Annotated in this window: 18 protein-coding genes and 5 pseudogenes; 8 read left to right on the forward strand and 15 right to left on the reverse strand. The window is 52.9% G+C overall.

The genetic code is table 11. The annotated features are described in order from the left end of the window. Positions 1-5: 5 nt before the first annotated feature. The 3 genes from frmA to fghA all read left to right on the forward strand — a co-directional run bounded on the left by frmA (position 6) and on the right by fghA (position 2458). On the forward strand, positions 6-1115 hold the full coding sequence (gene frmA, locus NI40_RS18695) for an S-(hydroxymethyl)glutathione dehydrogenase (RefSeq protein ID WP_017384070.1): 1110 nt from the start codon (positions 6-8) through the stop codon (positions 1113-1115). Positions 1116-1158: 43 nt separating this feature from the next. Further along, on the forward strand, positions 1159-1557 hold the full coding sequence (locus NI40_RS18700) for a VOC family protein (protein ID WP_012561111.1): 399 nt from the start codon (positions 1159-1161) through the stop codon (positions 1555-1557). 64 nt (positions 1558-1621) lie between these two features. Continuing rightward, complete coding sequence (gene fghA / locus NI40_RS18705; RefSeq protein WP_012561110.1) at positions 1622-2458, forward strand: S-formylglutathione hydrolase; 837 nt, start codon at positions 1622-1624, stop codon at positions 2456-2458. Positions 2459-2657: 199 nt separating this feature from the next. Here the strand turns inward: fghA and NI40_RS18710 are convergent. The 3 genes and pseudogenes from NI40_RS18710 to NI40_RS23690 form a co-directional block, all read right to left on the reverse strand. Next, positions 2658-3114: pseudogene (locus NI40_RS18710) on the reverse strand (IS3 family transposase); the annotation flags it as partial. Between the two features lie 80 nt (positions 3115-3194). After that, a complete protein-coding gene (ltrA, locus tag NI40_RS18715) occupies positions 3195-4703 on the reverse strand; it encodes a group II intron reverse transcriptase/maturase (protein WP_001189111.1) in 1509 nt (502 codons plus the stop codon). Positions 4704-5375: 672 nt separating this feature from the next. Then, positions 5376-6061 (reverse strand): annotated as a pseudogene (locus NI40_RS23690) (IS3 family transposase); the annotation flags it as partial. 616 nt (positions 6062-6677) lie between these two features. Here NI40_RS23690 and NI40_RS18730 point away from each other — a divergent pair. Further along, complete coding sequence (locus NI40_RS18730) at positions 6678-9329, forward strand: excinuclease ABC subunit UvrA (RefSeq protein ID WP_012561117.1); 2652 nt, start codon at positions 6678-6680, stop codon at positions 9327-9329. A 71-nt stretch (positions 9330-9400) separates the two neighbouring features. On the opposite strand, the pseudogene NI40_RS18735 reads toward NI40_RS18730, so the two are convergent. From NI40_RS18735 to tnpA, 5 genes and pseudogenes are all read right to left on the reverse strand, one after another. Further along, positions 9401-9700 (reverse strand): annotated as a pseudogene (locus NI40_RS18735) (IS66 family transposase); the annotation flags it as partial. A 569-nt stretch (positions 9701-10269) separates the two neighbouring features. Next, positions 10270-11403 (reverse strand): glutathione-independent formaldehyde dehydrogenase, encoded by a 1134-nt coding sequence (locus NI40_RS18740; protein WP_022651297.1) that lies wholly within the window; start codon positions 11401-11403, stop codon positions 10270-10272. A gap of 239 nt (positions 11404-11642) precedes the next feature. Further along, complete coding sequence (gene tnpC / locus NI40_RS18745) at positions 11643-13178, reverse strand: IS66 family transposase (protein WP_001000406.1); 1536 nt, start codon at positions 13176-13178, stop codon at positions 11643-11645. Between the two features lie 49 nt (positions 13179-13227). Further along, positions 13228-13575 (reverse strand): IS66 family insertion sequence element accessory protein TnpB, encoded by a 348-nt coding sequence (tnpB, locus tag NI40_RS18750; RefSeq protein WP_000609174.1) that lies wholly within the window; start codon positions 13573-13575, stop codon positions 13228-13230. Then, positions 13572-13955 (reverse strand): IS66-like element accessory protein TnpA, encoded by a 384-nt coding sequence (tnpA, locus tag NI40_RS24530; RefSeq protein ID WP_001201739.1) that lies wholly within the window; start codon positions 13953-13955, stop codon positions 13572-13574. The genes tnpB and tnpA overlap by 4 nt, the downstream gene beginning before the upstream one ends. 324 nt (positions 13956-14279) lie before the next feature. Between tnpA and NI40_RS23315 the strand changes: the two genes are divergently transcribed. Together NI40_RS23315 and NI40_RS18760 are read left to right on the forward strand one after the other, a co-directional pair. Then, positions 14280-14606: a four-helix bundle copper-binding protein gene (locus tag NI40_RS23315; protein WP_022649401.1), complete on the forward strand. Its 327-nt coding sequence runs from the start codon at positions 14280-14282 to the stop codon at positions 14604-14606. Between the two features lie 447 nt (positions 14607-15053). Next, positions 15054-15650 (forward strand): annotated as a pseudogene (locus tag NI40_RS18760) (LysR substrate-binding domain-containing protein); the annotation flags it as partial. A gap of 41 nt (positions 15651-15691) precedes the next feature. Here NI40_RS18760 and NI40_RS18765 read toward each other — a convergent pair. From NI40_RS18765 to NI40_RS18785, 5 genes are all read right to left on the reverse strand, one after another. Then, entirely contained in the window at positions 15692-16351 is a 660-nt protein-coding gene (locus NI40_RS18765) for an SDR family oxidoreductase (RefSeq protein WP_007897903.1), read from the reverse strand. Between the two features lie 294 nt (positions 16352-16645). Beyond that, complete coding sequence (locus NI40_RS18770) at positions 16646-17482, reverse strand: helix-turn-helix transcriptional regulator (protein WP_023279881.1); 837 nt, start codon at positions 17480-17482, stop codon at positions 16646-16648. Between the two features lie 75 nt (positions 17483-17557). Continuing rightward, positions 17558-18409 (reverse strand): DMT family transporter, encoded by an 852-nt coding sequence (locus NI40_RS18775; protein ID WP_039262996.1) that lies wholly within the window; start codon positions 18407-18409, stop codon positions 17558-17560. A 106-nt stretch (positions 18410-18515) separates the two neighbouring features. Next, positions 18516-19391, reverse strand: a complete 876-nt coding sequence (locus NI40_RS18780; RefSeq protein WP_017384065.1) for an MBL fold metallo-hydrolase — start codon at positions 19389-19391, stop codon at positions 18516-18518. Positions 19392-19473: 82 nt separating this feature from the next. Beyond that, positions 19474-20406: a LysR family transcriptional regulator gene (locus NI40_RS18785; protein WP_158002126.1), complete on the reverse strand. Its 933-nt coding sequence runs from the start codon at positions 20404-20406 to the stop codon at positions 19474-19476. A 260-nt stretch (positions 20407-20666) separates the two neighbouring features. On the opposite strand from NI40_RS18785, the gene NI40_RS18790 reads away from it, so the two are divergent. Then, positions 20667-21791: an alkene reductase gene (locus NI40_RS18790; RefSeq protein WP_023279877.1), complete on the forward strand. Its 1125-nt coding sequence runs from the start codon at positions 20667-20669 to the stop codon at positions 21789-21791. A 95-nt stretch (positions 21792-21886) separates the two neighbouring features. After that, complete coding sequence (locus tag NI40_RS18795) at positions 21887-22195, forward strand: ArsR/SmtB family transcription factor (RefSeq protein ID WP_032415288.1); 309 nt, start codon at positions 21887-21889, stop codon at positions 22193-22195. A 546-nt stretch (positions 22196-22741) separates the two neighbouring features. On the opposite strand, the pseudogene NI40_RS23700 reads toward NI40_RS18795, so the two are convergent. Together NI40_RS23700 and NI40_RS18805 are read right to left on the reverse strand one after the other, a co-directional pair. Continuing rightward, positions 22742-23430: pseudogene (locus NI40_RS23700) on the reverse strand (IS3 family transposase); the annotation flags it as partial. A 90-nt stretch (positions 23431-23520) separates the two neighbouring features. Then, positions 23521-23949 (reverse strand): hypothetical protein, encoded by a 429-nt coding sequence (locus tag NI40_RS18805; protein ID WP_017384060.1) that lies wholly within the window; start codon positions 23947-23949, stop codon positions 23521-23523. Position 23950 lies beyond the last annotated feature (1 nt).

Here is a 23950-nt window from a genome sequence, read left to right on the forward strand (position 1 = left end):
TACGTATGAAATCACGTGCCGCTGTTGCATTTGCACCAGGGAAGCCCCTGGAGATTGTTGAAATTGATGTTGCTCCGCCTAAAAAAGGCGAGGTGCTGATTAAAAACACCCACACAGGTGTCTGCCATACCGATGCCTTTACCCTCTCAGGGAATGACCCTGAGGGCGTTTTCCCGGTGGTTCTCGGCCACGAGGGAGCCGGTATCGTCGTTGAAGTTGGTGAAGGCGTCACCAGTGTGAAGCCGGGTGACCATGTTATTCCGCTCTACACCGCTGAATGCGGGGAGTGTGAATTCTGCCAGTCCGGTAAAACGAACCTCTGTGTATCGGTTCGCGAGACTCAGGGCAAAGGACTGATGCCTGACGGGACCACTCGCTTTTCATACAACGGTCAGCCTCTTTACCACTACATGGGATGTTCCACATTCAGTGAATACACCGTTGTGGCCGAGGTTTCTCTGGCAAAAATTAACCCGGAGGCGAACCATGAACACGTCTGCCTGTTGGGTTGTGGCGTGACTACCGGTATTGGCGCCGTCCATAACACGGCTAAAGTGCAGCCGGGCGATTCAGTTGCCATTTTTGGTCTGGGGGCAATTGGTCTGGCTGCGGTACAGGGGGCCCGTCAGGCAAAAGCGGGACGTATTATCGCTATCGATACTAATCCGACAAAATTTGACCTGGCCCGTCAGTTCGGGGCCACTGACTGCATTAACCCGAATGATTATGACAAACCGATTAAAGATGTTCTGCTGGATATCAACAAGTGGGGTATTGACCATACCTTTGAATGTATCGGTAACGTTAACGTCATGCGTGCAGCGCTGGAAAGTGCTCACCGTGGGTGGGGGCAGTCCGTTGTCATTGGTGTCGCAGGGGCCGGACAGGAGATTTCCACCCGTCCTTTCCAGCTGGTCACCGGGCGCGTATGGAAAGGTTCCGCGTTTGGCGGAGTAAAAGGCCGCACTCAGCTCCCCGGTATGGTCGAGGATGCCATGAAGGGGGATATTGACCTTGAGCCATTTGTAACCCATACGATGACACTGGATGAAATCAATGACGCCTTCGAGCTTATGCATGAAGGCAAATCTATCCGGACAGTGATTCATTACTGATCCCATCAGAATTTTAATCAACTCAAACTGAAGGAAGTGGAAAATGACAACTCCGGTAATTTCTGGTGACGGCATCTTTTCTCATGTGTTCATTGGCGCAGCCGATGTCGAGAAATCCTCCGCATTTTACGATGTCGTCCTGGGCACGCTTGGTATCAATAACCTCGGCCCGTTTGGCAACGGCTGGGTACTCTATGGCCGCGAAAAGCCGGCATTTATCATTGCCCGTCCGGGCAACGGTGAAGCACCTTCCGCTAACGGGGTGACTGTCGGCTTCGCTGCTGCCACCCCGGAAGAGGTTGATGCTTTCCATGCTGCCGGCCTTGCCGCCGGTGGAGCTGATGAAGGTCAACCTGGCCCGCGTGGTCACCTTCCCGGGGCCTATGCTGCCTACCTGCGGGATCCGGCGGGTAACAAAATCACGGCGTATACGTTTATCTGACGTCCGGATTTAAAGATACTTCCCCTGGCTTCGGTCAGGGGAAATAACCATGAGATAACGGCTGATGGAACTCATTGAGCAGCATGCCAGCTCTGGCGGCTGGCAAAACGTGTACCGGCATTATTCACAATCCCTTAATTGTGAAATGAATTTCGGTGTGTATCTTCCTCCCAAAGCAGTAACAGAAAAACTGCCGGTACTATACTGGTTGTCGGGCCTGACCTGTACTGAGCAGAATTTCATCACCAAATCAGGTATGCAGCATTATGCAGCCCGGCATAACGTCATCGTTGTTGTCCCGGATACCAGTCCCCGGGGTAATAATGTCCCGGATGCCGACAGTTACGATCTTGGCCAGGGGGCCGGTTTTTATCTGAACGCGACGGAACAGCCGTGGAATGTTCATTACAGGATGTATGACTATATTCTCAGAGAGCTTCCGGATGTCGTCATGAATCATTTTCCTGCAACGGCAAGAAAATCTATATCCGGTCATTCTATGGGAGGGCTGGGTGCTCTGGTGCTGGCTCTGCGAAATCCTGGTGAATATGTGAGCGTATCAGCATTTTCCCCGATAGTATCGCCTTCTCAGGTGCCATGGGGGCAACAGGCATTTAGCGCTTACCTGGGTGAAAACAGAAAAACGTGGGAAGCCTACGATCCAGTCAGCCTCATTTTACAGGGTGAAAAATTACCAGAAATCTTCATTGATCAGGGGCTGAGTGACGCCTTTTATGAAGAGCAACTGCGCACCAAAATCCTTGAGAGAGTATGCAATGAGATGAACCTCAATGCGTCGTTCCGATATCATACTGGATACGACCACAGCTATTATTTCATTTCCAGCTTTATTGGTGAGCACATTGCTTACCATGCCAACAGGCTCAGGCTGTCAGCATGAGTTGATTTCCAGCCTCAGAAAATGTGCTTAATTTTCAGGCCTGAACAGGGCCTGAACCCTGCAGACCTGAGATGTACTGTAACTGAATCGCCACGGATAATCTAGACACTTCCGAGCCGTTGATGGACTGACCCCGCCCCGGTAGACGATCCTGCCCTATAGTTTGGACTGACCCCACGCCTGTAGACAAATCCTGTCCTCACGACGAGGCCTGTTCGAAGGCCTCCGGACTGACGTCGCCGAGGTGGCTGTGGCGCCGGGACCGGTTATAGAAGACTTCAATGTAATCGAAGATCCGCCCGGGCCAGATCCCTGGTTTTATATATGCGTTTTCTGATCCGTTCTTTTTTCAGCGAACTGAAGAACGATTCGGCCACCGCATTATCCCAGCAGTTGCCACGCCGGCTCATGCTCGGCGCCAGGTTATTGGCCCGGTAGAAGCGCTGCCAGTCGTCACTGCCGTACTGGCTGCCCTGATCGCTATGTACGATAACCTCGCTGTCTGGTTTTCGGCGCCAGACCGCCATCATCAGCGCGTCGAGCGCCAGTTCGCGTGAGAGAGTGGGTTTCATCGACCAGCCGACCACATTACGGGCGAAGAGATCGATAACCACCGCCAGATACAGCCAGCCCTGCCAGGTGCGGAGTAGAGTAAGAGGCAGGGCGTAGTCGGACTATTTCCCTGCCTCTCCTCCCCGAACCGGACGTGCACCTTTCAGCGCATCCGGCTCTCCATTTAAATGCTGGCGAACGCCATTGCCACTTCTGTAAAGCGCGATGTATACGTGTTTCTGGTCTCCGTCCTCAGATAGGGATTACCTTCGGGTAGCCGCCAGCGGAACAGCTTCTTGCCTTGCCCCACCAACCGGTACAGTATTTCGCCGCTGAGCTTGCCGTGATTGGTTTTACCAAATAAAACCCACGTTTTGCTCTGACCCGGTTTCGGTGATTTACACCACCACCTCATCAGGGAAGCGATACCTGTACGGTATTTGCGGGCCAGCCAGTGAGCCAGCTTCCAGAACACGACACGGTCGATATAACTGAAGACTTTGGCCTTAAAATCAACGAACTGATAGAACATGGCCCAGCCTTTCAGTTTTCGGTTGAGTTGTTCAGCCATATCGACTTTGCTTTCACTGTAGTTGCCTGATAACAGTGCTGTCAGCGATGCGGCGAAGTTTCTGGCTTTCTCCTGCGGGATCGTTGAGACCACTCGCATCTCGCCATAACGACTGCGTTTGCGAATGATCCTGTGCCCCAGAAAGATAAAGCCGTCATTAACATGGGTGATTTTAGTCTTATCCATGTTCAGCCTGAGTTTCAGACTGCCTTCGAGCACACCCCGACACTCCTCCCTGATGGCTTCCGCCTGTGCTTTGGTGCCTTTGACGATGAGGACAAAATCATCGGCATAGCGGCAGTACGCCACCGCGGGTTTCCACTGCCAGTTTTCTCTGACCGCCGTACTTCGGCCCCGTTGGATACTGTTATTCCAGTACCACCGATCTTTTCTGGCTTTCCCGCTCAGGTAGCGCTCATGCAGGTATTGATCGAACTCATTCAGCATGATGTTCGATAATAGCGGCGATATAACACCGCCCTGTGGTACACCTTCACTGGCCGCCCGAAAGAGACCGACATCGATATGTCCCGCCTTGATGGTTTTCCACAGCAGAGTCATGAAACGTGCGTCACTGATCCTGCGGCGTACAGCCTTCATCAGCAGTCGATGATGTACGGTGTCGAAGTAACTGGACAGGTCGCCTTCAATCACCCAGCGTCCCCGGGTTTCACCACAGTCTGTGAGCTGTAATTTCACCGTGCGGATCGCGTGGTGGACACTGCGCTCAGGCCGGAAGCCATATGAGAGCGTATGAAAATCACTCTCCCATATCGGCTCCATCGCCATCAGCATGGCCCGCTGAACAATACGATCCCGCAACGCGGGGATACCCAGTGGTCGCAGTTTGCCGTTGCTTTTAGGGATGTAAACCCGTCTGGCGGGCAAGGGCTGGTAGTGGCCTGAGAGTAATTCATCCCTGAGGATTTGCAGCTCAACAGCCAGTCTGGCCTGTAGCATTGTTTTGTTCACGCCATCAACGCCGGGGGTATGGGCCCCCTTTGATGAAAGCGTGATCCGCGCCGCTTCAGCCAGCCATTCTGGTTGTGTTATCAGACGCAGCAGCCGTTGAATCCGTAGGGACGGATCGGTGGCTGCCCATGTGGCAAGCTTGCGTTGCATTTCGCTGATTATCAAAGGTCTTCACCTCGTTAGGTCAGTTAATTCACGTCGCAAACACATTCAAACTGCTTCCCTTCGCCATGTAATGGGCTTTCCCCATCGCGGACTACTACGGAAGCTCCGCCAGCCAGCGCGTCATCGGAGCCATGCCCCCTTAACATCCGTCGCTGACCTTCCCCGGTTTACCTGCCTGGACTCAGGCATACTGAGGAGGCTGCCCGTCGCACTCTTTATCCTTGCTTGCCGCAAGTTGGCAGAAGTCAGCAACGCAAGCGTGATAGACGCTGCTGCCCCGGTGTTTCGCATACATGTCAAAACACCTTCGACCGGCAGTGCTTACGTATCACTGCCAGTTCCTCCTGCACGGCCTGTCAGATCACGTAGGCCGTGGTGACGTTTTCAACCCACAGAGGCGGATTAACGGGTTCATGTTCTTCAGCCTTTCAGTACTTAACCTTGAGGATCATCTCGGCTTAGTGATCTCGCCTCAATCCCCGTTGTCAGCGGGTTACATCACCCTGCGGGCATGCCGCAGGTCACTGCCGCTCAGGTTCTCCACCGTCACACCCGGTGGGATTGTTGGGTTTCTCATCGTGAGTTACCGGTTCAATATTCCAGACAGACTCGCGGTTCATTTAAGCATCCATGCCCGCCCTGAACTCCGGGCACACTATAAGTAATATCGGTGACCCAGACCTGGGTGGCCCGGACAACGGTGAACTGCCGCTGCACGAGATTAGGAGCAACGACTGAAGGCCTGCCAGCGATACGACGTGGCGCTTTATAGCCGCGCACAGCTTTAATCCGGTCCAGTTGCATGATCCGACCCACCCGGTTTCTACCACAGGTTTCCCCGATTTCGTTCAGATCGCCATGAACCCGCCGGTAACCGTATACGCCTCCGCTCAGGGAATATGAGTCGCGGATAAGCATCAGCAGGCGCTGGTTATCTTTATCACGCGCCGAGACAGGGTTATGCAGCCACGCATAGAACCCGGCCCGGGCGACATTCAGTACCCGACACATCGTCATCACACCCCATACAGTTCGGTGCTCATTGATAAAGCGGTACTTCAGTCGGGCTCCTTTGCAAAGTACCGCGCGGCCTTTTTCAGGATATCCCGTTCTTCTTCGGTGCGTTTTAGCTGCGCCCGGAGTTTCAGGATCTCGCTTTTAGCTTCCAGTAAATCCCGGGCATGCTGCTCGCTGTTATCAGGTTTGATAGCCCGTAGCCACTTGTAGAGGCGGTGTGCAGAGACGCCCAGACGCTCAGATACTTAGGCGACGGAATAACCGCGTTCCGTTATCTGACGGACGGCTTCTTCCTTAAATTCAGGTGTAAATCGTGGTGTGCCCATACGCTCCTCCTATACTCAAACTATAGGGCAGGATCGTCTACCGGGGCGGGGTCAGTCCAGGGAGCCGTTAACGACCTGATGGCGGTTGTTCTGGAAAGCTATCTTCGGGAGGAATTCCCCGATACGGGCAAACGAAATGAGTCGCAGAAGAGGTCAATCGACGACACCATTTCGATAGTCCGCTCCTATCTCCGTTAACTCTGCCAGGCAGATGTCTGATGGGGTCTAAAACTGTAATGAAAGGAAATGACATATGAAATCACGTGCATTATTCATCTGTATTTTTTAATTGGTACCCGAAACCGCCTGAGTGTCGCCATCAGCTGGGTCTGGAACCACAGCGTCGCGTACCGGGGAGCCCGCATTATCACGGGAGCCAAATCTCCGGTCCCGGGTACGCCGCCAGCCAGTTCTCATACAGAAGGCGGATCCGCAGGGTACCGCTGAAACTTCAGCGGTGTCCCACATGGTACCACCGGGCCCAGCTTCAGCAATCTGTTTCCAGTCACACAAACGCTTTTTTCGACGGGCTTTCTGATCGAGCGGTCCGGCACACCAGATACCGTCACAAGAGGTGGCCTTATTAAGAGCGGACACACCTAGCACAGGAAATTCTATGGCAAAGAAACTTTTCGGTTATCATCCCATCCTGACTGACGACAACAATTCAGTTGTGATTCGCGGTGCTCGCGAGAACAACCTTAAAGAGGTGGATGTTTCCATTCCGCGCAACGCATTGGTTGTTTTTTCGGGTGTGTCAGGCTCGGGTAAGTCTTCACTGGCCTTTGGCACCATTTATGCTGAGGCGCAACGGCGCTACTTTGAATCGGTTGCCCCCTACGCTCGTCGCCTCATTGATCAGGTCGGGGTTCCGGATGTGGATGCCATTGACGGACTGCCGCCAGCCGTTGCGCTTCAGCAACAACGCGGTGCCAGTAACGCGCGCTCCTCTGTCGGCAGCGTGACCACCTTATCCAGTCTGGTGCGAATGATGTACTCACGGGCGGGCGCTTATCCTGCCGGACAACCGATGCTGTATGCCGAGGATTTTTCTCCCAACACGCCGCAGGGGGCATGCCCTTCTTGCCATGGTCTGGGCCATATCTATGAGGTAACTGAAACACTGATGGTGCCCGATCCCTCACTTAGTATCCGTGAAAAGGCTATTGCTTCCTGGCCCCCGGCCTGGCACGGACAGAATCTGCGGGATATTCTGGTGACGCTGGGGTATGACATCGACACTCCCTGGAAAAATCTGCCAGCGGAAGACCGTCAGTGGATCCTTTTTACCGAAGACACCCCCACTGTACCGGTTTTCCCGGGACTGAGTCCGGAAGATACGCGCGAAGCCGTCAGGAAAAAAATGACGCCGGGTTATATGGGGACCTTCACCGGGGCACGTCGTTATGTGCTACATACCTTCGCCAGCACGCAAAGCGCGTTGATGAGAAAACGAGTCTCCCGTTTTATGGAAGGCAAGCTGTGTCCGGTCTGTCACGGGAAAAGACTGAAGTCAGAATCATTGTCCGTCACCTTTGCCGGTGTGGACATTGGTGAATTTATGCAGATGCCCTTAGACCAGCTGGCGGAATTGCTCCTTCCAATCTCCCGGGGGGATTTCAGTGCCCACCACGCCGGCGCAGATGCCGACAGGGATATCACCCGTCGGGATCTGACAGAGCGTGCTGCATCCGGAAAAGCGGTCCATTCCGATAACGCCGATGTCTGCCGGACATCGGCGTTATCGGAAGAGAAACGACTGGCGGCACAACGGCTGACCGGTGGTGTCATGGCCCGGTTGTATCAGTTGCAGAAGCTGGGGCTGGGTTATCTTACGCTGGACAGAGCAACCCCAACTCTATCTGCAGGAGAGCTTCAGCGACTGCGTCTTGCCACGCAACTCAGTTCGATGCTGTTTGGTGTGGTCTATGTTCTTGATGAACCGTCTGCGGGTCTGCACCCCTCAGACAGTAAAGCGCTTTACGATGCGCTTGAGAACCTTCGTGATGCCGGCAACTCGGTGTTTGTCGTTGAACATGATCTTAACCTGATGCGACGGGCGCAATGGCTTGTTGATGTGGGACCGTCGGCTGGTGAACAGGGAGGACATGTTCTCTACAGTGGTATTCCTGAAGATCTGAAAGCCGTCACCCAATCTCGTACCGCGCGTTATTTATTTGATGAAGTCCGGCCACCACAATCTTTTGCCCGTATCCCATCCGGGTGGCTGAAACTGCAGGGGATCCATCGCCACAATCTTAAGTGGATCGATGTTGATATTCCTCTGGGTGTGCTGACAGCCGTGACGGGAGTCTCTGGCTCCGGTAAATCCAGTCTGATTGCCCAGGCCTTACCGGAACTGGTGCTTTCTTCACTTGGCGGTGAGCCAGAAGACGTGCTTTCCGAAGCCAGCGACGCTGAGGGGCCATCCGTAACGGAGAAAACGTACGGTACCCTGACCGGTGATACCGGACTGGTAAAGCGTCTGGTTCAGGTTGACCAGAAACCGATAGGCAGGACCCCCCGTTCAAACCTGGCGACATATACCGGGTTGTTTGATCCTGTTCGTAAGCTCTTTGCCGGAACGACTGACGCCAAACTCCATCATTACGATGCGGGTCAATTCTCTTTCAATGTGGCAAAAGGCCGCTGTGCAACCTGTGAAGGTGAAGGATTCGTCAGCGTGGAGCTGTTGTTTATGCCGAGCGTGTATGCACCGTGCCCGACCTGCCATGGCGCGCGGTATAACCGGGATACTCTCAGGATCTGCTGGCAGGACAAAAATATCGCGGAGGTCCTGCATATGACGGTGGATGAAGCCAGTCAGTTCTTTGCGACTGAAGAACCAGTGGCTCGTCCCCTCCGTCTGCTGAGTGAAATTGGTCTGGGCTACCTGCGTCTGGGACAACCAGCAACCGAGTTATCCGGAGGGGAGGCGCAAAGGATCAAGCTGGCAACCGAACTACAACGTAGCCAACGTGGCCACACGTTGTATATCCTAGATGAACCGACAACCGGCCTGCATGCTTCAGACGCCGACCGCCTCCTTGTGCAGCTGCAGCGGCTTGTTGATGCAGAAAATACGGTGATAATGATTGAACACGATATGCGGGCGGTTACTCAGGCAGACCAGGTTATCGACATCGGTCCTGGAGCGGGACATGAGGGAGGACGCCTGGTTGCCGCAGGAACTCCCGAACAGGTATCGCAGGTCAAAGAAAGCCGTACCGCACAGTATATTGCCAGGGAACTCTCACGGAACGGTTAAAAAGGGCTGTGTCGTCATTGCGTCAATGGCGGCACATTCCCGGCGTGTTCTGTATCAGTAATCTCCCGCAGGTATAATTTCAGCGCATCCCACTGGTTCAGCGCGTACGCGAACGCCTTCGACAGCTCCGAGTGCCGTGACAGCGTTTTCTGCTTTTCACGCAGCCAGCCCTCCAGCGCGGTCAGCAGCGGTACCGCTTTTTCCTGCCGAATGGCCAGCCGTTCCGCCGCGCTTTTGCCCCGGATGCCCGCCTCGATGCCATACAGCTCGCCGATACGGCACAGCGCTTCGGTCGTGGTGTCAGAGGGCGTCCGCACGTGCACGTCCGCCTGCAACACCCCGCTGAACCCCGCAAGATGCGACTGCGGATGTGTAACGCTGGCGTGATAGAAATTTTAAGTCAGTCATCAGGTGTCCACCTAATTAGGGGTCAGTTTGGATATCGAAAATTATTGTACGTCAAGGTTATTTTTTGACCTCTCTACTTTAGCGGGCCTCAGCCGACGAAACTTATCGGAAGCCGGTACCGGCCAGTCTGACTGAAGATGGAAGCAAAATTAATGCTGTGGGCTACCATACCTTCTTTAACAGGTGATTTGTGAACTGCAACTTCTCGGAACGGGAGTTTGCGCAAGGACCGGAAGTCCGCTTTTCGCTCATAGCGGACCGTTCCTGCGCACATGTCTGCTATGTGGTAGAGGCAGACAATACTTACAGCACAGGGCGTTAATAAATACGGAACAGATCAACCGCAGATGCCTCCTCCTGAATGTATTAATTTTGCTATCTCGTCGGCAAAATCAGGGAACAAGTCTGGATATGGAAGCGCCTGGCAGCTGAAAGTATGAATAATAACGCCCTGACAGGATATTTTATTGCACCCTGTCAAAAGTCATACATTCTTTCCCGGTTTTTGCTTTCTCATACCGGATAACTCTATTTAAGGCTTAAGGATAACCTTCGTCCATCCTTCATCCCGCTCATCGAAGTGCTTATATCCGGCAGGAGCCTCTTCAAGCGAAAGACGATGAGAAATTATTTTGCCCGGACTGGCTTTATCGTGATGGATGAGGCGAGACAGCTGACGGTTATAGGCCTTAACGTTCGCCTGGCCGGTACGGATTGCCTGTCCTTTAAACCAGAAACTCCCAAAATCAAATGGCATCTTACCCTCTCTGGCAAGCTCCGATTCAGCCCCCGGATCCTGAGGAATAAAGACGCCAACCACACCAATTCCCCCGGTTGCTTTCGTCGACGCAACAAGACTGTTCATGGTAACAGAGTTATCTTCATGGCCATGTTTGTTACAGCACTGATAGCCAACACATTCGCAGCCACAATCCGTACCGCGTCCATCCGTCAGGTCGAGAATTTTTTGTACAGCTTCATCGCCAGTAGCATTGATGCCCGTCGCCCCCATTTTTTCAGCCAGAGCCAACCGGTCTGTGTGCGTATCAACCACAAACACCTGTGAAGCACCTTTAATGATCGCCGAATGAGCTGCCATCAAACCGACCGGCCCCGCGCCATAAATGGCCACGCTTTCACCAGGCTTCAATCCGGCAAGTTCTGTTGCATGCCAGCCGGTAGGAAAAATGTCAGAGAGCATCACATAATCATCTTCTTTTTCTGCCGCATCAGGGGGAAGAACAAGGCAGTTAAAGTCGGCAAATGGCACCCGAAGCAGTTCCGCCTGACCTCCCTCCCAGGGACCCATTTCAGCAAAACCATAAGCTGCGCCTGCCGTACCCGGATTGGTAGTGAGACAAAAGCCGGTCAGACCTTTTTCACAGTTTTCGCAAAAACCACATCCCACGTTAAACGGCAGACAAACATAGTCGCCCACCTTAATACGTTCAACGCCTGAGCCAATTTCGACCACTTCACCCAGGTTTTCGTGACCCAGAATCCGTCCCTGTTCAAAGCTGGTCCGGCCCTCATACATGTGCAAGTCCGACCCACAAATGTTGGTGGTGGTGATGCGGACGAGTACATCCGTGGGGCGGACAATTTTCGCATCCGGTACGTCTTTTACTTTTACATCATAAGGACCGTTGTAAATTACTGCTTTCATGATCTTCTCCTTCTTGCGTGCGGAAAGGAAATGCTGCCCCGCGGATTGGGGTATCAATCGAGTTTAGCTGCCATAACAGATCTCGCGATCGGCGAAAGGACGATTAGGATGTTTCTTAACTAAGTGCATTGAAGTCTGTAAGACAGGTACTTACCGATGAAGGCTGCCTGGAAAACGTAAAAACATCACACGTTAATCGTAAGCGTGCAGTGAGAACCGTATTGACGAAGTGAAGCTGGTCAGGCAGGCAGAGTAACCCGCCACGGGAGCAGAGCACCCACCCGGTTCACAGGCCAGTCGGCGATGACATCAAGTACATGATGCAGATAGCGTTCCGGATCCACGCCGTTTAATTTGCACGTCCCGATAAGACTGTACAGTGACGCACCGCGCTCACCACCATGATCCGAGCCGAAGAACAGCCAGTTTTTTCTCCCCAGACTGACCAGTCGTAGGGCGTTTTCGGCAATGTTATTATCCACCTCCACCCAGCCATCTTCTGCATAGCGGGTCAGCGCCGGCCACTGGTTCAGCGCATACCCGAACGCCTTCGCCAGTTCTGAGTGCCTTGAGAGGGTTTTCTGTTTCTCCCGCAGCCACCCCTCCAGTGACGCCAGCAGCGGCAGCACTTTTTGGTGCCGGACTGCCTGCCGTTCCTCTGCTCTTTTACCTCTGAGCTCCGACTCGATGGCATACAGCTCGCCGATCCGTTTCAGCGCCTCCTCCGTCAGGGCTGACGGGGTACGGACGTGAACATCGTGGATTTTTCGGCGGGCATGGGCCCAGCACGCGGCTTCCTTTATATGGCCGTCGCGGTAGAGCTCGTTGAACCCGGCGTAGGCATCAGCCTGCAGTACGCCACTGAAGCCTGCAAGATGGGTCTGAGGGTGGATACCTTTTCTGTCCGGGCTGTAAGCGAACCACACTGCGGGGGCCAGCGCTGATCCGGCGTTGCGGTCGTCTCGAACGTACGTCCATAAGCGCCCGGTCTTCGTCTTCTTATTGCCTGGCAACAGCACCGGGACAGGCGTATCGTCAGCATGGAGTTTGCCGTCGGTCAGGACATAGTGCTGAAGGGCTTCATCCAGCGGTGCCAGCAGACGACAACACGCATCCACCCAGCCCGACAGTACAGAACGACTCAACACTACACCCTGGCGGGCATAGATCTCCGACTGGCGATACAGCGGTGTGTGCTCTGCATACTTTGAGGTCAGCACTCGGGCCAGCAGCCCCGGTCCGGCGATCCCCCGTTCGATGGGGCGCGAAGGAGCCGGGGCCTGAACGATGCGATCGCACCGACGGCAGGCATGCTTTTCACGGACTGTCCGGATAACCCGGAAGGCGCTGCGCATCAGCTCCAGCTGTTCGGCGGCATCCTCACCCAGGTAACTCAGCGAACCACCGCACTCCGGGCAACACGGCTCAGTCGGCAGCAGCCGCTTCTCATCCCGTGGGAGTGACTCAGGGAACGGTTTGCGGGTGCGGGTCTGACGCAGCGGGCGCTGCACTGCCGGGTCATCCACCCGGCCGGTCAGCGTATCGCTTTCCTGCTGCAGCAGGTTCAGGTCAGCTTCCATTTGCGCGATACGGCGGGATACCTTTTCGGAACGACTGCCGAAGTTCATCCGGCGCAGCTTATCCAGTTGCGCCTGCAGATGGTCTATTTCGCGTTCCCGGTTGCTCAGCTTTTCCTGCAGGGCGTGGATCAACGCTTCCTGTTCGGCCAGGCGCTGTTTCAGCAGAAGGATGTCGTCAGAAGAGGTGTCGTTCATAAGCCTGTATTTTACCAGGCTTATTCTGCGACAACCAGGATAAAGAGCGCTACAACATGGTCAGGGATGTCAGTAACCGCTTTGGCTGTCGCCAGTCGATACCTTCCATCAGCATCGCCAGTTGCGCCGGCGTCAGGAACACTTTGCCATCGCGGGCTGAGGGCCAGGCGAAGCGACCACGTTCCAGTCGCTTTGTCAGCAGGCACAGACCATCGCCGGTGGACCAGAGCAGTTTTACCTGACTGCCGCTGCGTCCCCGGAAGATGAAGACGTGGCCGGACATCGGGTCATCTTTCAGCGCGGTCTGCACCTTTGCGGCGAGGCCATTGAAGCCGTTGCGCATATCGGTGATACCGGCAACCAGCCAGATTTTTGTGCCTGCGGGAAGATTTATCATACAGGCCCCCGCATCAGTTCGCGCAGGACAGTGCTCATGAGTTCAGCAGAGGGATGAGTCAGTGTTATTTCTCCTCCCCGACATTTTATGTGGCAGGTAGCGGGAGGAGAGCAGGATGGTAGTTCGAAGGTTGGGAGAGAAGAGCCCGCCTGAAGCTGCACGGGTATCAGGGCAGGAAGCGACGATGAGTTTTTTCGGGGCCGACAGACCCGCCCTTCACGCTGCCAGAGCCTTATCCATTTAAAGAGCAGGTTATCATTGACGTCATGTTTCCGGGCCAGTGCGGCAATACTGCCTTCTTCTTCAAGAGCCAGCCTGACCAGTTCCATTTTGAATTCAGGGGAATAGTGTTTCCGGGGAAGTCTTTCTTTAGCGCGCATGAGGTGTCCACCTGCAAAATAAGTGGGTGCTTAAGTTACAGGATCCTGGATTCGGGACCAGACGGTACTCAGACGACGCTTACCGTTAATCCGGTTTTTTTAAGCAGGCAAGGGATTACGGACAGCTTTGAGCGAGAAGCGGATAAAGTAAATCTATCTCATTTCTGCATTGTGCCAGAAGTAGACATAGGTGAATTAGGTAACCCTAGAGATGCACTTTGAATCAATGATATGAAATGCTGAAAAGGTAATTAACTAATTCAAAATTTGAATAATCAGTTATCTCTTCCATGCTTAATACGTAACCTTAGCTAAGGAGAAATTATGTTAGACGAATACAAAAAATGCATCGAAGCCTGTTATCTATGTGCAACGGCATGTGATAACTGTGCGGCTTCGTGTCTCGACGAAGAGAATCTGGAGATGATGCGCGAGTGCATAAAACTGGATATGCAGTGTGCAAATATCTGCCGTCTTGCAGCTCAATTCATGACACTAAATAGCGGGTCTGCCCAGGATCTTTGCCGTCTTTGCGCTGATGTTTGTCAGAAGTGCGGTGACGAGTGTGGAAAGCATGAACATGACCATTGTCAGGATTGCTCAAGCGCTTGTCATCACTGCGCCGAACAATGCAGAAAGATGGCCGCCTGAGAAAAACTCAAATTACCAAACCCGCTTCGGCGGGGTTTTATATTCCCGGTAATAAGTCGTAGAAGGATGAGATAGATGAGTTTAAGAGTACGGGCGGGAAATAGATCTACTCGAAAGTACTAGCCTCAATGACAAATTCTGGCACAGATTATTTGATTGGCTCAATGTCCGTTTTCGCTGACAGCGGACTGCACCCCGCCGGGGTGACCGCTTCGTGCCAGAATTGGACGTTTCCAAAATCTGCATGCACTAATCGGTGGAGAGCAGATCTCACTGCATAGCCATGCAGACGCGCAGAAATCATCAGGGGCGTTTGAAAGGTGCCGGAAACAGGCGGGAGGCCGCAGAAACGTGCTGAGGGCGCCTGCGGCGGTGCGCCCAAGGGTTGTTATGTTTAATATGGCAGAACTTTCCTGTCGCTATCATTTTGACGCCCGCTATTCGCTCATAGATATGCCTGTCGCGTTTGCGGCTTTACTTGTTATACCCAACCTGCCTGATTTTTATCGCCAGCATCCCGGAATTGAAATTATCCTGAGCAGCTCAGACCGCCGACGGAATATGCTGCATGATGGCCTGGACTGCATACTGAGGGTGGGGGAGCTGGACGATGGCGACTATATCGCAAAGGAGGTGGGAACCGTTAAAATGACGACCTGCGCCAGTCCTGCGTATCTTGATCAACACGGCACCCCGGAAACAATGGACGAGTTGCAGCAGCATCAGGCCGTCAACTGGATTAACAGCAGCAACAGACAAGTTATGCCCTGGACATTCGGGACGTCAGAGGGCTCCACCGAAATTGAACTTCCAGGCAGGCTTGTCGTGGATAACTCAGAAGCCTACATTGCAGCAGGCCTGGCGGGGCTGGGAATACTACAGGGCATGAATATTTTTTTGCAGCCTTATCTCGATCGCGGGCTGTTGGTAGAGGTTCTGCCAGATAATACGTCCCCGAATCGCAAACTGTAACTTCTGTATCCGCACCGCCATCTCTCCCGAAAAGTACGGGCGTTTACCGACTGGCTGGAAAGTTTATTGTAAACGCCTGGGGGCCTGCAGCCTGCTGGTACGTGCGCTGCCTTTTATCGGCCCGCCAGCTTCTGTATGGCTTCACGGACAGGAGCATCGCCAGACGTCAGCTCAATGATGACGCGGCTGACGGCAGGTTGCTCAATGAGTTCAGCCAGCGTAGCCGCCACGTCATCACGGGGCACGTTACCATACGGGATGGCCAGGCCGGCACGTACATAACCCGTACCAGTCTTATCCTGCAGCGCGCCGGGGCGCAGGATCACCCAGTCAAGCTCGCTTTGTGCTAGTTCCACATCGGCCATTTTTTTAACACGCATATAATTTTCGAATGATTCAGAAGTGGTTTCTCCCCGTGCGGACTCCGGGAATGCAGAAACGAGCAGAAAGCGAGACACACCGGCACTGAGGGCGGCAGCTACCGACTTTTTCAGCCCTTCGCCGTCGACCGCATTGGTCATCTCCTGTCCCCCCTTACCGCCGGCACCGGCAGTAAACACCACTGTATCACTACCTGCAAAGTGCATCGCCAGCGCAGCTGCATCCAGCTCTGTCAGGCTCCCACTGACGGGCTCAGCACCCAGCTCGCCTAGCAATGCCTGCTGCTCTGGCTTACGGTAGAGGGCACGAACAGCATGCCCCCTACCTGAAAGGATCCTGCACAGACGCTGGCCGATTTTGCCTGCACCACCGATAATGAAAACATGAACCACAGTTGTCTCCTTCTGGGGTTATGATGTGTCCGAAATTATAACCTGACATCAGGTCAGTTCCTTTGAGCCTGACCGATTGCACTGCATGCTGCTGCCAGCACCAGACAGCTGGTCAGATACTCAGTTGTTCTTATAGCTGAGAACAACAGCCGTACCGATTTAGCTCTCCCGTCACGATGAGAACTCCTGAACCGGTTACACGCAATGCCGGCCAATATCTTCCGTTATATTCGAAAGATCCACGCAAGTTACTGAAGTGCGAGGGACGCAATGTGTACCTTGAACGAACTGAAGTCAGCGGAACCCTGAAGGTTCGATTCCATAGCGTTCAGAAAACTGCTTGCTGAAGCTCGATAGTGAATTGTAACCCACCCGCCCCGCGACCGTTTTTACCGGCAGCGTCGATGTCATCAGCAGGCGGAGAGCCTCCGCGATACGTGCATCGGCGATAACTGAGCGTAAGCTGGTTGACTCACTGGCCAGGTGGCGCCGAAGCGTGGGGCCACTGAGTCCCGTCAGATCTTCAATTTCAGCAGCACTCCAGGGATGAGCCGGTTTGTCCGCTACCATCTGACGGATTTTCATGGCCAGACTTGGCTGCCGGGCTCGCAGCAAAGCATGGTATCCCATGCCATAAAGCCAGAGCACCACTTCAACCATGGCGTGCAGGGAAAGCGGACGCTTCCCTTCCCGCATTGCGGCTGTCCAGCGGTTAAGGGGTGAAAGAAGAGCTGATACGGAAATGGCTGCGATGCTGCCGGTGTCCTGTGGTGGTGGTGCGGCAAGTAACAGCCTGGCTGCTTCAAGCTGTTCCTCCGCGAGCACCACGCTCAGGGCAACAAACTCACCACTTTGTTCTGAAGGGGCATATTCTATATCGATGCTACGGGCATTCGGGACGACCATAATCTCGCCCGGGATCACCCGGTGCCATTTCTCATTTTCACGATACCGGAATTCTCCTTCCAGCGGGAAGGAAAGGGTCGCACCTTCCACCTCGAACTTCTTTACCTGATGCGTCTGTTCTGCGCGAAGGCAATCGCAGGGAAGTGGAAAACGGGAGCGTGCCAGGGTAAGAAGCTCAGCGAGGAGATCATCAACGGGAGAATCGGAAAAGCTGACTGTTTGCATATTCATCCGGAATTTGACTTTGACCGCTATTATACGTCGCCATATACAAAAGCATACAGCGACGCGTGCGGTTGTCTATTCCCGGATGACAAAAATCAGGCCGATTATAGTTATTGCCATACCCACAAGCATGGGCAATGTAATGGCCTCTCCAAACAGCAACCACGCTTCAGCTGCCGTGAGAATGGGAACCAGGTAAAAGTAAGTAGCGACTTTGGTTGCTTCACCGCTTCGTATCATAAAAATCAGCAACATAATCGCCAGAACCGATACGCCAATAACCAGCCAGCCCAGACCCAGCGCAAATGATAAGCTCCACTGCGTCGGAGCAGATTCGAACATCAGGCTAATTGCACCCATCGATATTGTCAAAGTGACGTACTGTAAAAACGTGTTCGCAAAGATATGTCCATCTCCCTGAGCACGGCGCTGATAAAGCGCTCCGATCGTTACGCCAAATAACCCCAGCATGACCGACCCAAAAGCCACAGGATCCAGTGCAAAACTATGCTGGCCTGGCGAGAGCACCAGGAAAACGCCCGCAAAGCCAATCGCAATACCCAGCCATTTCCGGGGATGCAGGGACTGACGGTGCATGAGTGAAACCAGTATTGCAGTCAGTACCGGCTGCAGGCCGGTGATGAGCGCCACAATGCCTGACGGCATGCCACGATGGATGGCATAAAAGCATCCGCCCAGAAAGAAGCTATGCAGGAAAAGTCCGACAATCAGGTTGCGAACCATTCCTCTGCCGGACGGAAAACGGGCCCTGAACCCCAGTGTAAGCAGCAGAAGGACCAGACAGGAAAATGCGCCACGCAGGAATAAAAGATGAAACGGCGCGCTGTACTGCACGGTAAATTTGGCTGCGACAAACCCTGACTCCAGAGGAATACAAAAAGCCAGGGCGCAAGAGTAATGAGCCATTTTTTTGTGAGGCAGTGATATTCATAGTATTGCAGGTGGGTTCTTGTCGGGCGATATGAAAGGGGATCTTCCCGGTCACTATTGTGTGCACCGGGAAGGAAGGTGATCAGACTGCGGGTGACCACAGGTCGTAATTCAGTGCGAAGCTGTTACCTTCACGGATAACCTTACCGGTAGTAGGCAGGTTGAAGTGCATACCACTGACAGCCAGGTTATCGCTCGCTGCGCGGTCAAGCACTTTGCTACGGATGGCCGCCGCCGCCGCAGGATCGCTGTCGAACGCGATAGTAACGTCAGGCTGAGCAACCTGAATGTGCGGGAAGTGAACAATATCACCCCAGATGAGCAGCGACTCTTTTTCATCACCCAGCAGATAACCGGTATGTCCTGGTGTATGGCCGAACAGCGGTACAGTCTGAATACCTGGTAAAATCGCTTCCTCGCGGAATGGCACCAGTTTGTCGTCATAAGCGCTGAAGGCGTTCCTTGCTACTTCAAAGAACGGCTTGAATGCGTCAGGCGCGCCAGCGGAAATGGTTTCATCACGCCAGAAAGCGAGTTCTTTCTCATGCACAAACAACTGCTGAACATTGCGGAAAACGGGAGTCTGCAGGGGGCCTGCAAGCCCGCCGATATGGTCAGGATGCGCGTGAGTCAGGAGAAGGGTATCAATCTGAAGCGGGTCAATGCCTGCCGCGGCCAGGGCTACCTGAAGCCGACCGCCCCAGCCATTGATACCTCCGGCACCACTGTCAATCAGGATGGTTCGCTCAGGCGTCTGGATAACGTAGACGTTGATATTAATACGGGGTACTGCTGGCACACCGCGCTTCTGCAGTAAATCCTCGGCACGTGAGCCGTCAATACCAGACAGCAGCTCAAAAGATACGTCCAGATAGCCATCACTCAGCATGGTCACAGTCATGTCACCTACTTTTTTGCGATTGATAGCCGGGGCCTGCCAGTTCAGTTGTGAAGTCATATTGGTCTCCGTTACGATTAGAGGTCATCAGGTTTTACTTTAGCAATAGTAACGAAATTTCTGGTTCGAACTGCTCATCCTGCTACGTAAACCGCTCATTCTTAAAATCCGGAGCACAGCAGGTTATATTGCTTTTGCCTTTCTCATGTAAGGTGTCGGTATTATCTTTACCGGAGCCTGTAATGGACATTATTGGAATTATCATGTCGGCGGGAAAAGCCTCTGACCAGTCCTCAAGCACCCGACAATAGTGTCCCGCCTCAATCCCCGCCAGGGCAGAAGACTCCGGCAGGTAGGCCAGGCCGTAGCCATCTTTTACTGCCTGAAGCATTGGATAAATGCTTGAAAAAGTAAGCTGCCCGTCCACTTTTTTCACAATCTCCCCCTGCCTGACAAATTCCCAGCCATACAGCGGGCCTGTGGGTGACAGACGTATATTGATGCAGTCATGTTTTTCCAGCTGAGAGGGATGTAGCGGCAGACCTCTTTCTGCAAGATAGGTGGACGATCCAATGACGACAAACCGTATGTCCGGTGCGATTCGGACGGCCACCATATCCTTTAATATGTCATCACCAATTCGGACTCCGGCATCAAAATTGCCCTCAACAATGTCGACAAAACCGTTCTGCTGCGACATTTCCACCTTGATATCCGAATATTTTTTTAGTAACGGTGACAATCGTGGCCAGAGACATTCATGAATCATGTGATCTGATACCGTAAGTCTGACCAGCCCAGCCGGTGTATGGCGCAGTCTCTGAAGAGCTGTCACGCCCGCTTCAATGCGCGCAAGACCGGGTTCAAGCGTCAGTAATAATTGTTTACCGGCTTCGGTGACAGCCACCCGCCTGGTTGTACGCATAAGTAACGGCATGCCAACGCGCTCCTCGAGACGACGTATCGTGTGTGAAAGCGTGGATGCCGAGATCCCGAGGCGGACAGCAGCCCGTGAAAAACTGCACTCCTGTGCTACTGCCATGAATGCAACATAGTCATTAAAATCGTGACGCATACCGTTCCCGTTCAGGATCTCCGATAACATTATCAGAACCATTTAGGTTCATGATGCCGATTCTGTGAGCCATCAGGCAACCCCCCCGTTCCGCTCATCCGATCATAATTTTTATAAATCTAGATATTGGTAAATCTCAATATGTGGAATAAAGTGTCGTGGTTCTGCGGCTACATCGGCCGAACGACGACATGCCAGGTCGTAAATGCTGAGACATGGCGTTTCAGTGATATTGAAAATTCGCTATATCAGGATATGTAATGAAGACGAAAAACCTGTTCTCTCCCACCAGACTAGGTCCCTACACCCTGAAGAATCGTGTTGTACTTCCGCCTTTAACCCGCTCACGGAGCTCACAACCGGGTGATATTCCGAACGAACTGATGGCTGAATATTACGCACAGCGCAGCAGTGCCGGGTTTATGGTGACCGAAGGAACACAAATCGAACCTCGTGGGCAGGGTTATGCGTGGACCCCGGGGATCTACAGCTCACGGCAAGTGGAAGGCTGGAAGAAAGTGACGCGGGCAGTGCATGAAAAAGAAGGCATCATTTTTGCCCAGCTCTGGCATGTCGGAAGAGTATCCCATAACTCCCTGCAGCCATGTAACGCCTCGCCTGTCGCTCCGTCGGCGATACCGGCAGGGGAAAACGTTAAGGTATTCATCGAAACCGGGCCGGGAGAGGGTGCGCTGGCTACCGCTTCCTGCCCCCGCGCACTGGAAAAAGAGGAAATTAGTGAGATTGTCAGGATGTACGCCGGGGCAGCTCAGAACGCCCTTGATGCCGGTTTTGACGGTGTGGAAATTCACTGTGCAAATGGATACCTGGTTAACCAGTTCATGTCATCCCATAGCAACAAAAGAGAGGATGAATATGGTGGCTCATTACATAACCGGCTGCGGTTTCTGCGCGAAGTGACGCAGGCTGTCGCTGATGTGGTCGGTAAAGACCGTGTGGGAGTCCGTTTTGCTCCGCTCTTTCAGACCACGGATGAAGTAAGGGTCTATCTTGGCCTGGTGGAAGATGATCCCCATGAAACCTATACCGAAGCCGTTAAAATTCTTGAAGAAATCGGAATAGCCTATATTTCTCTTGCTGAAGCCGACTGGGATGATGCTCCCGAATTGCCTGAAGCATTCAGAGCTGAAGTCCGTAAGTTATTCAGCGGTGTAATTATGTATGCCGGGCGATATACGCAAGAAAAAGCCGAACGGATTATCGGTGCTGGCTGGGGAGACATTATCGGATTTGGCCGCCCGTTCATAGCTAATCCGGATTTACCGCAGCGCCTTTATCATGAATGGCCACTGAATCCGGTCGATCCAACAACCATGTATGGTGGAACGGCAAAAGGCTACACAGATTATCCCGCCTTTGGCTAACCATTCTTATGAGCATCAGCTTTTCAAAAGCTGATGCTTAACGTAGAGAAGTATCGTAACATTGCAATTCCTCAATGCGACAAGTGACAGAGTTTATGCCTGATATTGATTTGAATGACGTGATTAAGGCGCTGGGAAACCCTGTTAGAAGAAAAATTCTGCATATGCTCAAGGAACCGAAAATACACTTCCATCAGCCTTATGCTGATGCGGACGAGTTCGGTGTGTGTGTCAGTATCATTCAGGAAAAGGTCGGGCTCTCACAGTCTACCGTTTCTCTTTACCTCTCAGCTCTTCAACGGGCACAACTTGTTACTTCTCAGCGCATCGGTCCCTGGACGTACTACAAACGTGACAATGATAAAATAAGGGTTGTTCTTGAGTTGCTGAAAAATACAATCTGATACAGGACTGAGCACATTCAGTGTAACAGTACCGGGGGTTCGTACTTGCGATCCCGGCAGGCATTCCATGAAAGCGCACTAATTCCTCAATATCAGGCTGCAGACCGGTCATAAGAGGCTAATAGTTTTGCAAAATATCCACCAGTTTGGGTCAAATCACTCTGTCGGTTGGTGTGCATACTCGGTGCAAGGACCTGCAGATATTTAAGATGGCGGATAGCTTGTTACAGTGCCGCTGATGACATTCCGACCCTGTTGCCGTCCGGGTAAGATAATACCTCTGACAGCGGTCATAAAAGCCCAACATAATTGTCTTTCGAGCCATATATTAATCGCTCATCGCGCTCTCTTTTTCGAAGAGGTGTCACTTAATCATGATCGGTCAGTACAAAAAGACAGTGCTTTTCCAAATTCCGGACGGTTGTATGCGAAAACGGTGAAGCTCAACAAATGGTGTCATCGCTGTGCAATGCTCTGCGGGCTCATTCTTTCAGTTAACTGTTTGGTTACAGCTTCAATGAAGTATTTCAGTTAATTCACAGCGAGGGTTTGAGGAAACCACGCTGTGATTACCCAACGCTCATCCGGAGCATCCGGATTGAACTGTCGCTGGAGCTTGTTGGGCGACACGATACTGGCCTCGCCTTTACATGCCCTCGGGCTCCGGTATCCGACCTGAGCCTTTATCCCGACACGTTTCATCAGTCGCCAGACTCTGTTCACTCCGCACTGTTGCCCGCTGTCCCGCAGATCCAGATGGATTTTGCGATAACCATAGACGCATCCCGATTCCAGCCAGAACTGTTTAATCTGTCCTGTCAGTCTCAGGTCTGCCTGATGGCGTTGTGAATGCGGCTGCTGAAGCCAGGCGTAAAAACCACTGGGATGTTCATCCAGCACCCGACAGAGCAGGCGAACAGGCCAGCAATAGGTGTTGTCACGAATAAAGGCGTACCTCAGTCGGACAGCTTTGCGAAGTACGCCGCGGCTTTTTTTAATATGTCCCGTTCGTCGGTAACCCGCTTCAGCTCTTTCTGAAGACGGCGGATCTCGGCCTGAGCATCTGACTGTTCTTTATTAGTGGAAGAATCCGGACCGTAGTTCTTTATCCAGGCGTAAAGGCTGTGGGTGGTGATATCGAGACGCGTTGCAACGCTGGCAACAGAATAACCGCGATCAACAACCTGTTTGACTGCTTCAATTTTAAACTCTTCAGGATAACGCTTACCGCTCATGGGCACCTCTCTTTAAGTCATCTTAAATGACTCTGAGGTGTCTGTTAAACCTGTGGCGATTCACCTCGCGTCCTTCCGTTCAGTATAGCCTCAGTCCCTGACACCACCCGAGAACGGAATGACGTCCCCTTTCTCCCTCCCGGTGTTGCGTTCAAGCTCCCTGACATACTGCTGTAAAAGTATAAGGTTATGTAACAGCTCTACATTTTCAGCCATCATCTTTTTGATTTCTTCCCTCAGCTCATTTCTCTGACGGCGATACTTTTCTTTCAGCTTGATCTGCTGCTCAATGCCCTGCTCATCAACCGGCGCGGTGCCCTGGCACGTTTTTTTCAGACTGCGGATAGCCTCCCTGACCTGCCTGTACTCAGGACAGTTATAATTCAGGGTGCCGTTTGCCAGCCCCGCTCGTTTTTCCACAGCATACTGGCTGATACGCTCCCCTGATAACATCAGTTCCCTCAGGGCCTGCTCTGCTCTTGCCTGTGTTTTTTTAACCCCCGACTGTTCGTTCGTCATG

Origin of the sequence: Enterobacter sp. E20, from assembly GCF_000801755.2 — a bacterium.
Classification (GTDB): domain Bacteria; phylum Pseudomonadota; class Gammaproteobacteria; order Enterobacterales; family Enterobacteriaceae; genus Enterobacter; species Enterobacter asburiae_B.

Excerpts from the sequence above, each read along its gene's own strand:
- frmA (WP_017384070.1), top strand. The coding sequence starts at position 6 with ATGAAATCACGTGCCGCTGTTGCATTTGCACCAGGGAAGCCCCTGGAG.
- NI40_RS18700 (WP_012561111.1), top strand. The coding sequence starts at position 1,159 with ATGACAACTCCGGTAATTTCTGGTGACGGCATCTTTTCTCATGTGTTC.
- fghA (WP_012561110.1), top strand. The coding sequence starts at position 1,622 with ATGGAACTCATTGAGCAGCATGCCAGCTCTGGCGGCTGGCAAAACGTG.
- ltrA (WP_001189111.1), bottom strand. The coding sequence starts at position 4,703 with ATGCAACGCAAGCTTGCCACATGGGCAGCCACCGATCCGTCCCTACGG.
- NI40_RS18730 (WP_012561117.1), top strand. The coding sequence starts at position 6,678 with ATGGCAAAGAAACTTTTCGGTTATCATCCCATCCTGACTGACGACAAC.
- NI40_RS18740 (WP_022651297.1), bottom strand. The coding sequence starts at position 11,403 with ATGAAAGCAGTAATTTACAACGGTCCTTATGATGTAAAAGTAAAAGAC.
- tnpC (WP_001000406.1), bottom strand. The coding sequence starts at position 13,178 with ATGAACGACACCTCTTCTGACGACATCCTTCTGCTGAAACAGCGCCTG.
- tnpB (WP_000609174.1), bottom strand. The coding sequence starts at position 13,575 with ATGATAAATCTTCCCGCAGGCACAAAAATCTGGCTGGTTGCCGGTATC.
- tnpA (WP_001201739.1), bottom strand. The coding sequence starts at position 13,955 with ATGCGCGCTAAAGAAAGACTTCCCCGGAAACACTATTCCCCTGAATTC.
- NI40_RS23315 (WP_022649401.1), top strand. The coding sequence starts at position 14,280 with ATGTTAGACGAATACAAAAAATGCATCGAAGCCTGTTATCTATGTGCA.
- NI40_RS18770 (WP_023279881.1), bottom strand. The coding sequence starts at position 17,482 with ATGCAAACAGTCAGCTTTTCCGATTCTCCCGTTGATGATCTCCTCGCT.
- NI40_RS18775 (WP_039262996.1), bottom strand. The coding sequence starts at position 18,409 with ATGGCTCATTACTCTTGCGCCCTGGCTTTTTGTATTCCTCTGGAGTCA.
- NI40_RS18780 (WP_017384065.1), bottom strand. The coding sequence starts at position 19,391 with ATGACTTCACAACTGAACTGGCAGGCCCCGGCTATCAATCGCAAAAAA.
- NI40_RS18785 (WP_158002126.1), bottom strand. The coding sequence starts at position 20,406 with ATGCGTCACGATTTTAATGACTATGTTGCATTCATGGCAGTAGCACAG.
- NI40_RS18790 (WP_023279877.1), top strand. The coding sequence starts at position 20,667 with ATGAAGACGAAAAACCTGTTCTCTCCCACCAGACTAGGTCCCTACACC.
- NI40_RS18795 (WP_032415288.1), top strand. The coding sequence starts at position 21,887 with ATGCCTGATATTGATTTGAATGACGTGATTAAGGCGCTGGGAAACCCT.
- NI40_RS18805 (WP_017384060.1), bottom strand. The coding sequence starts at position 23,949 with ATGACGAACGAACAGTCGGGGGTTAAAAAAACACAGGCAAGAGCAGAG.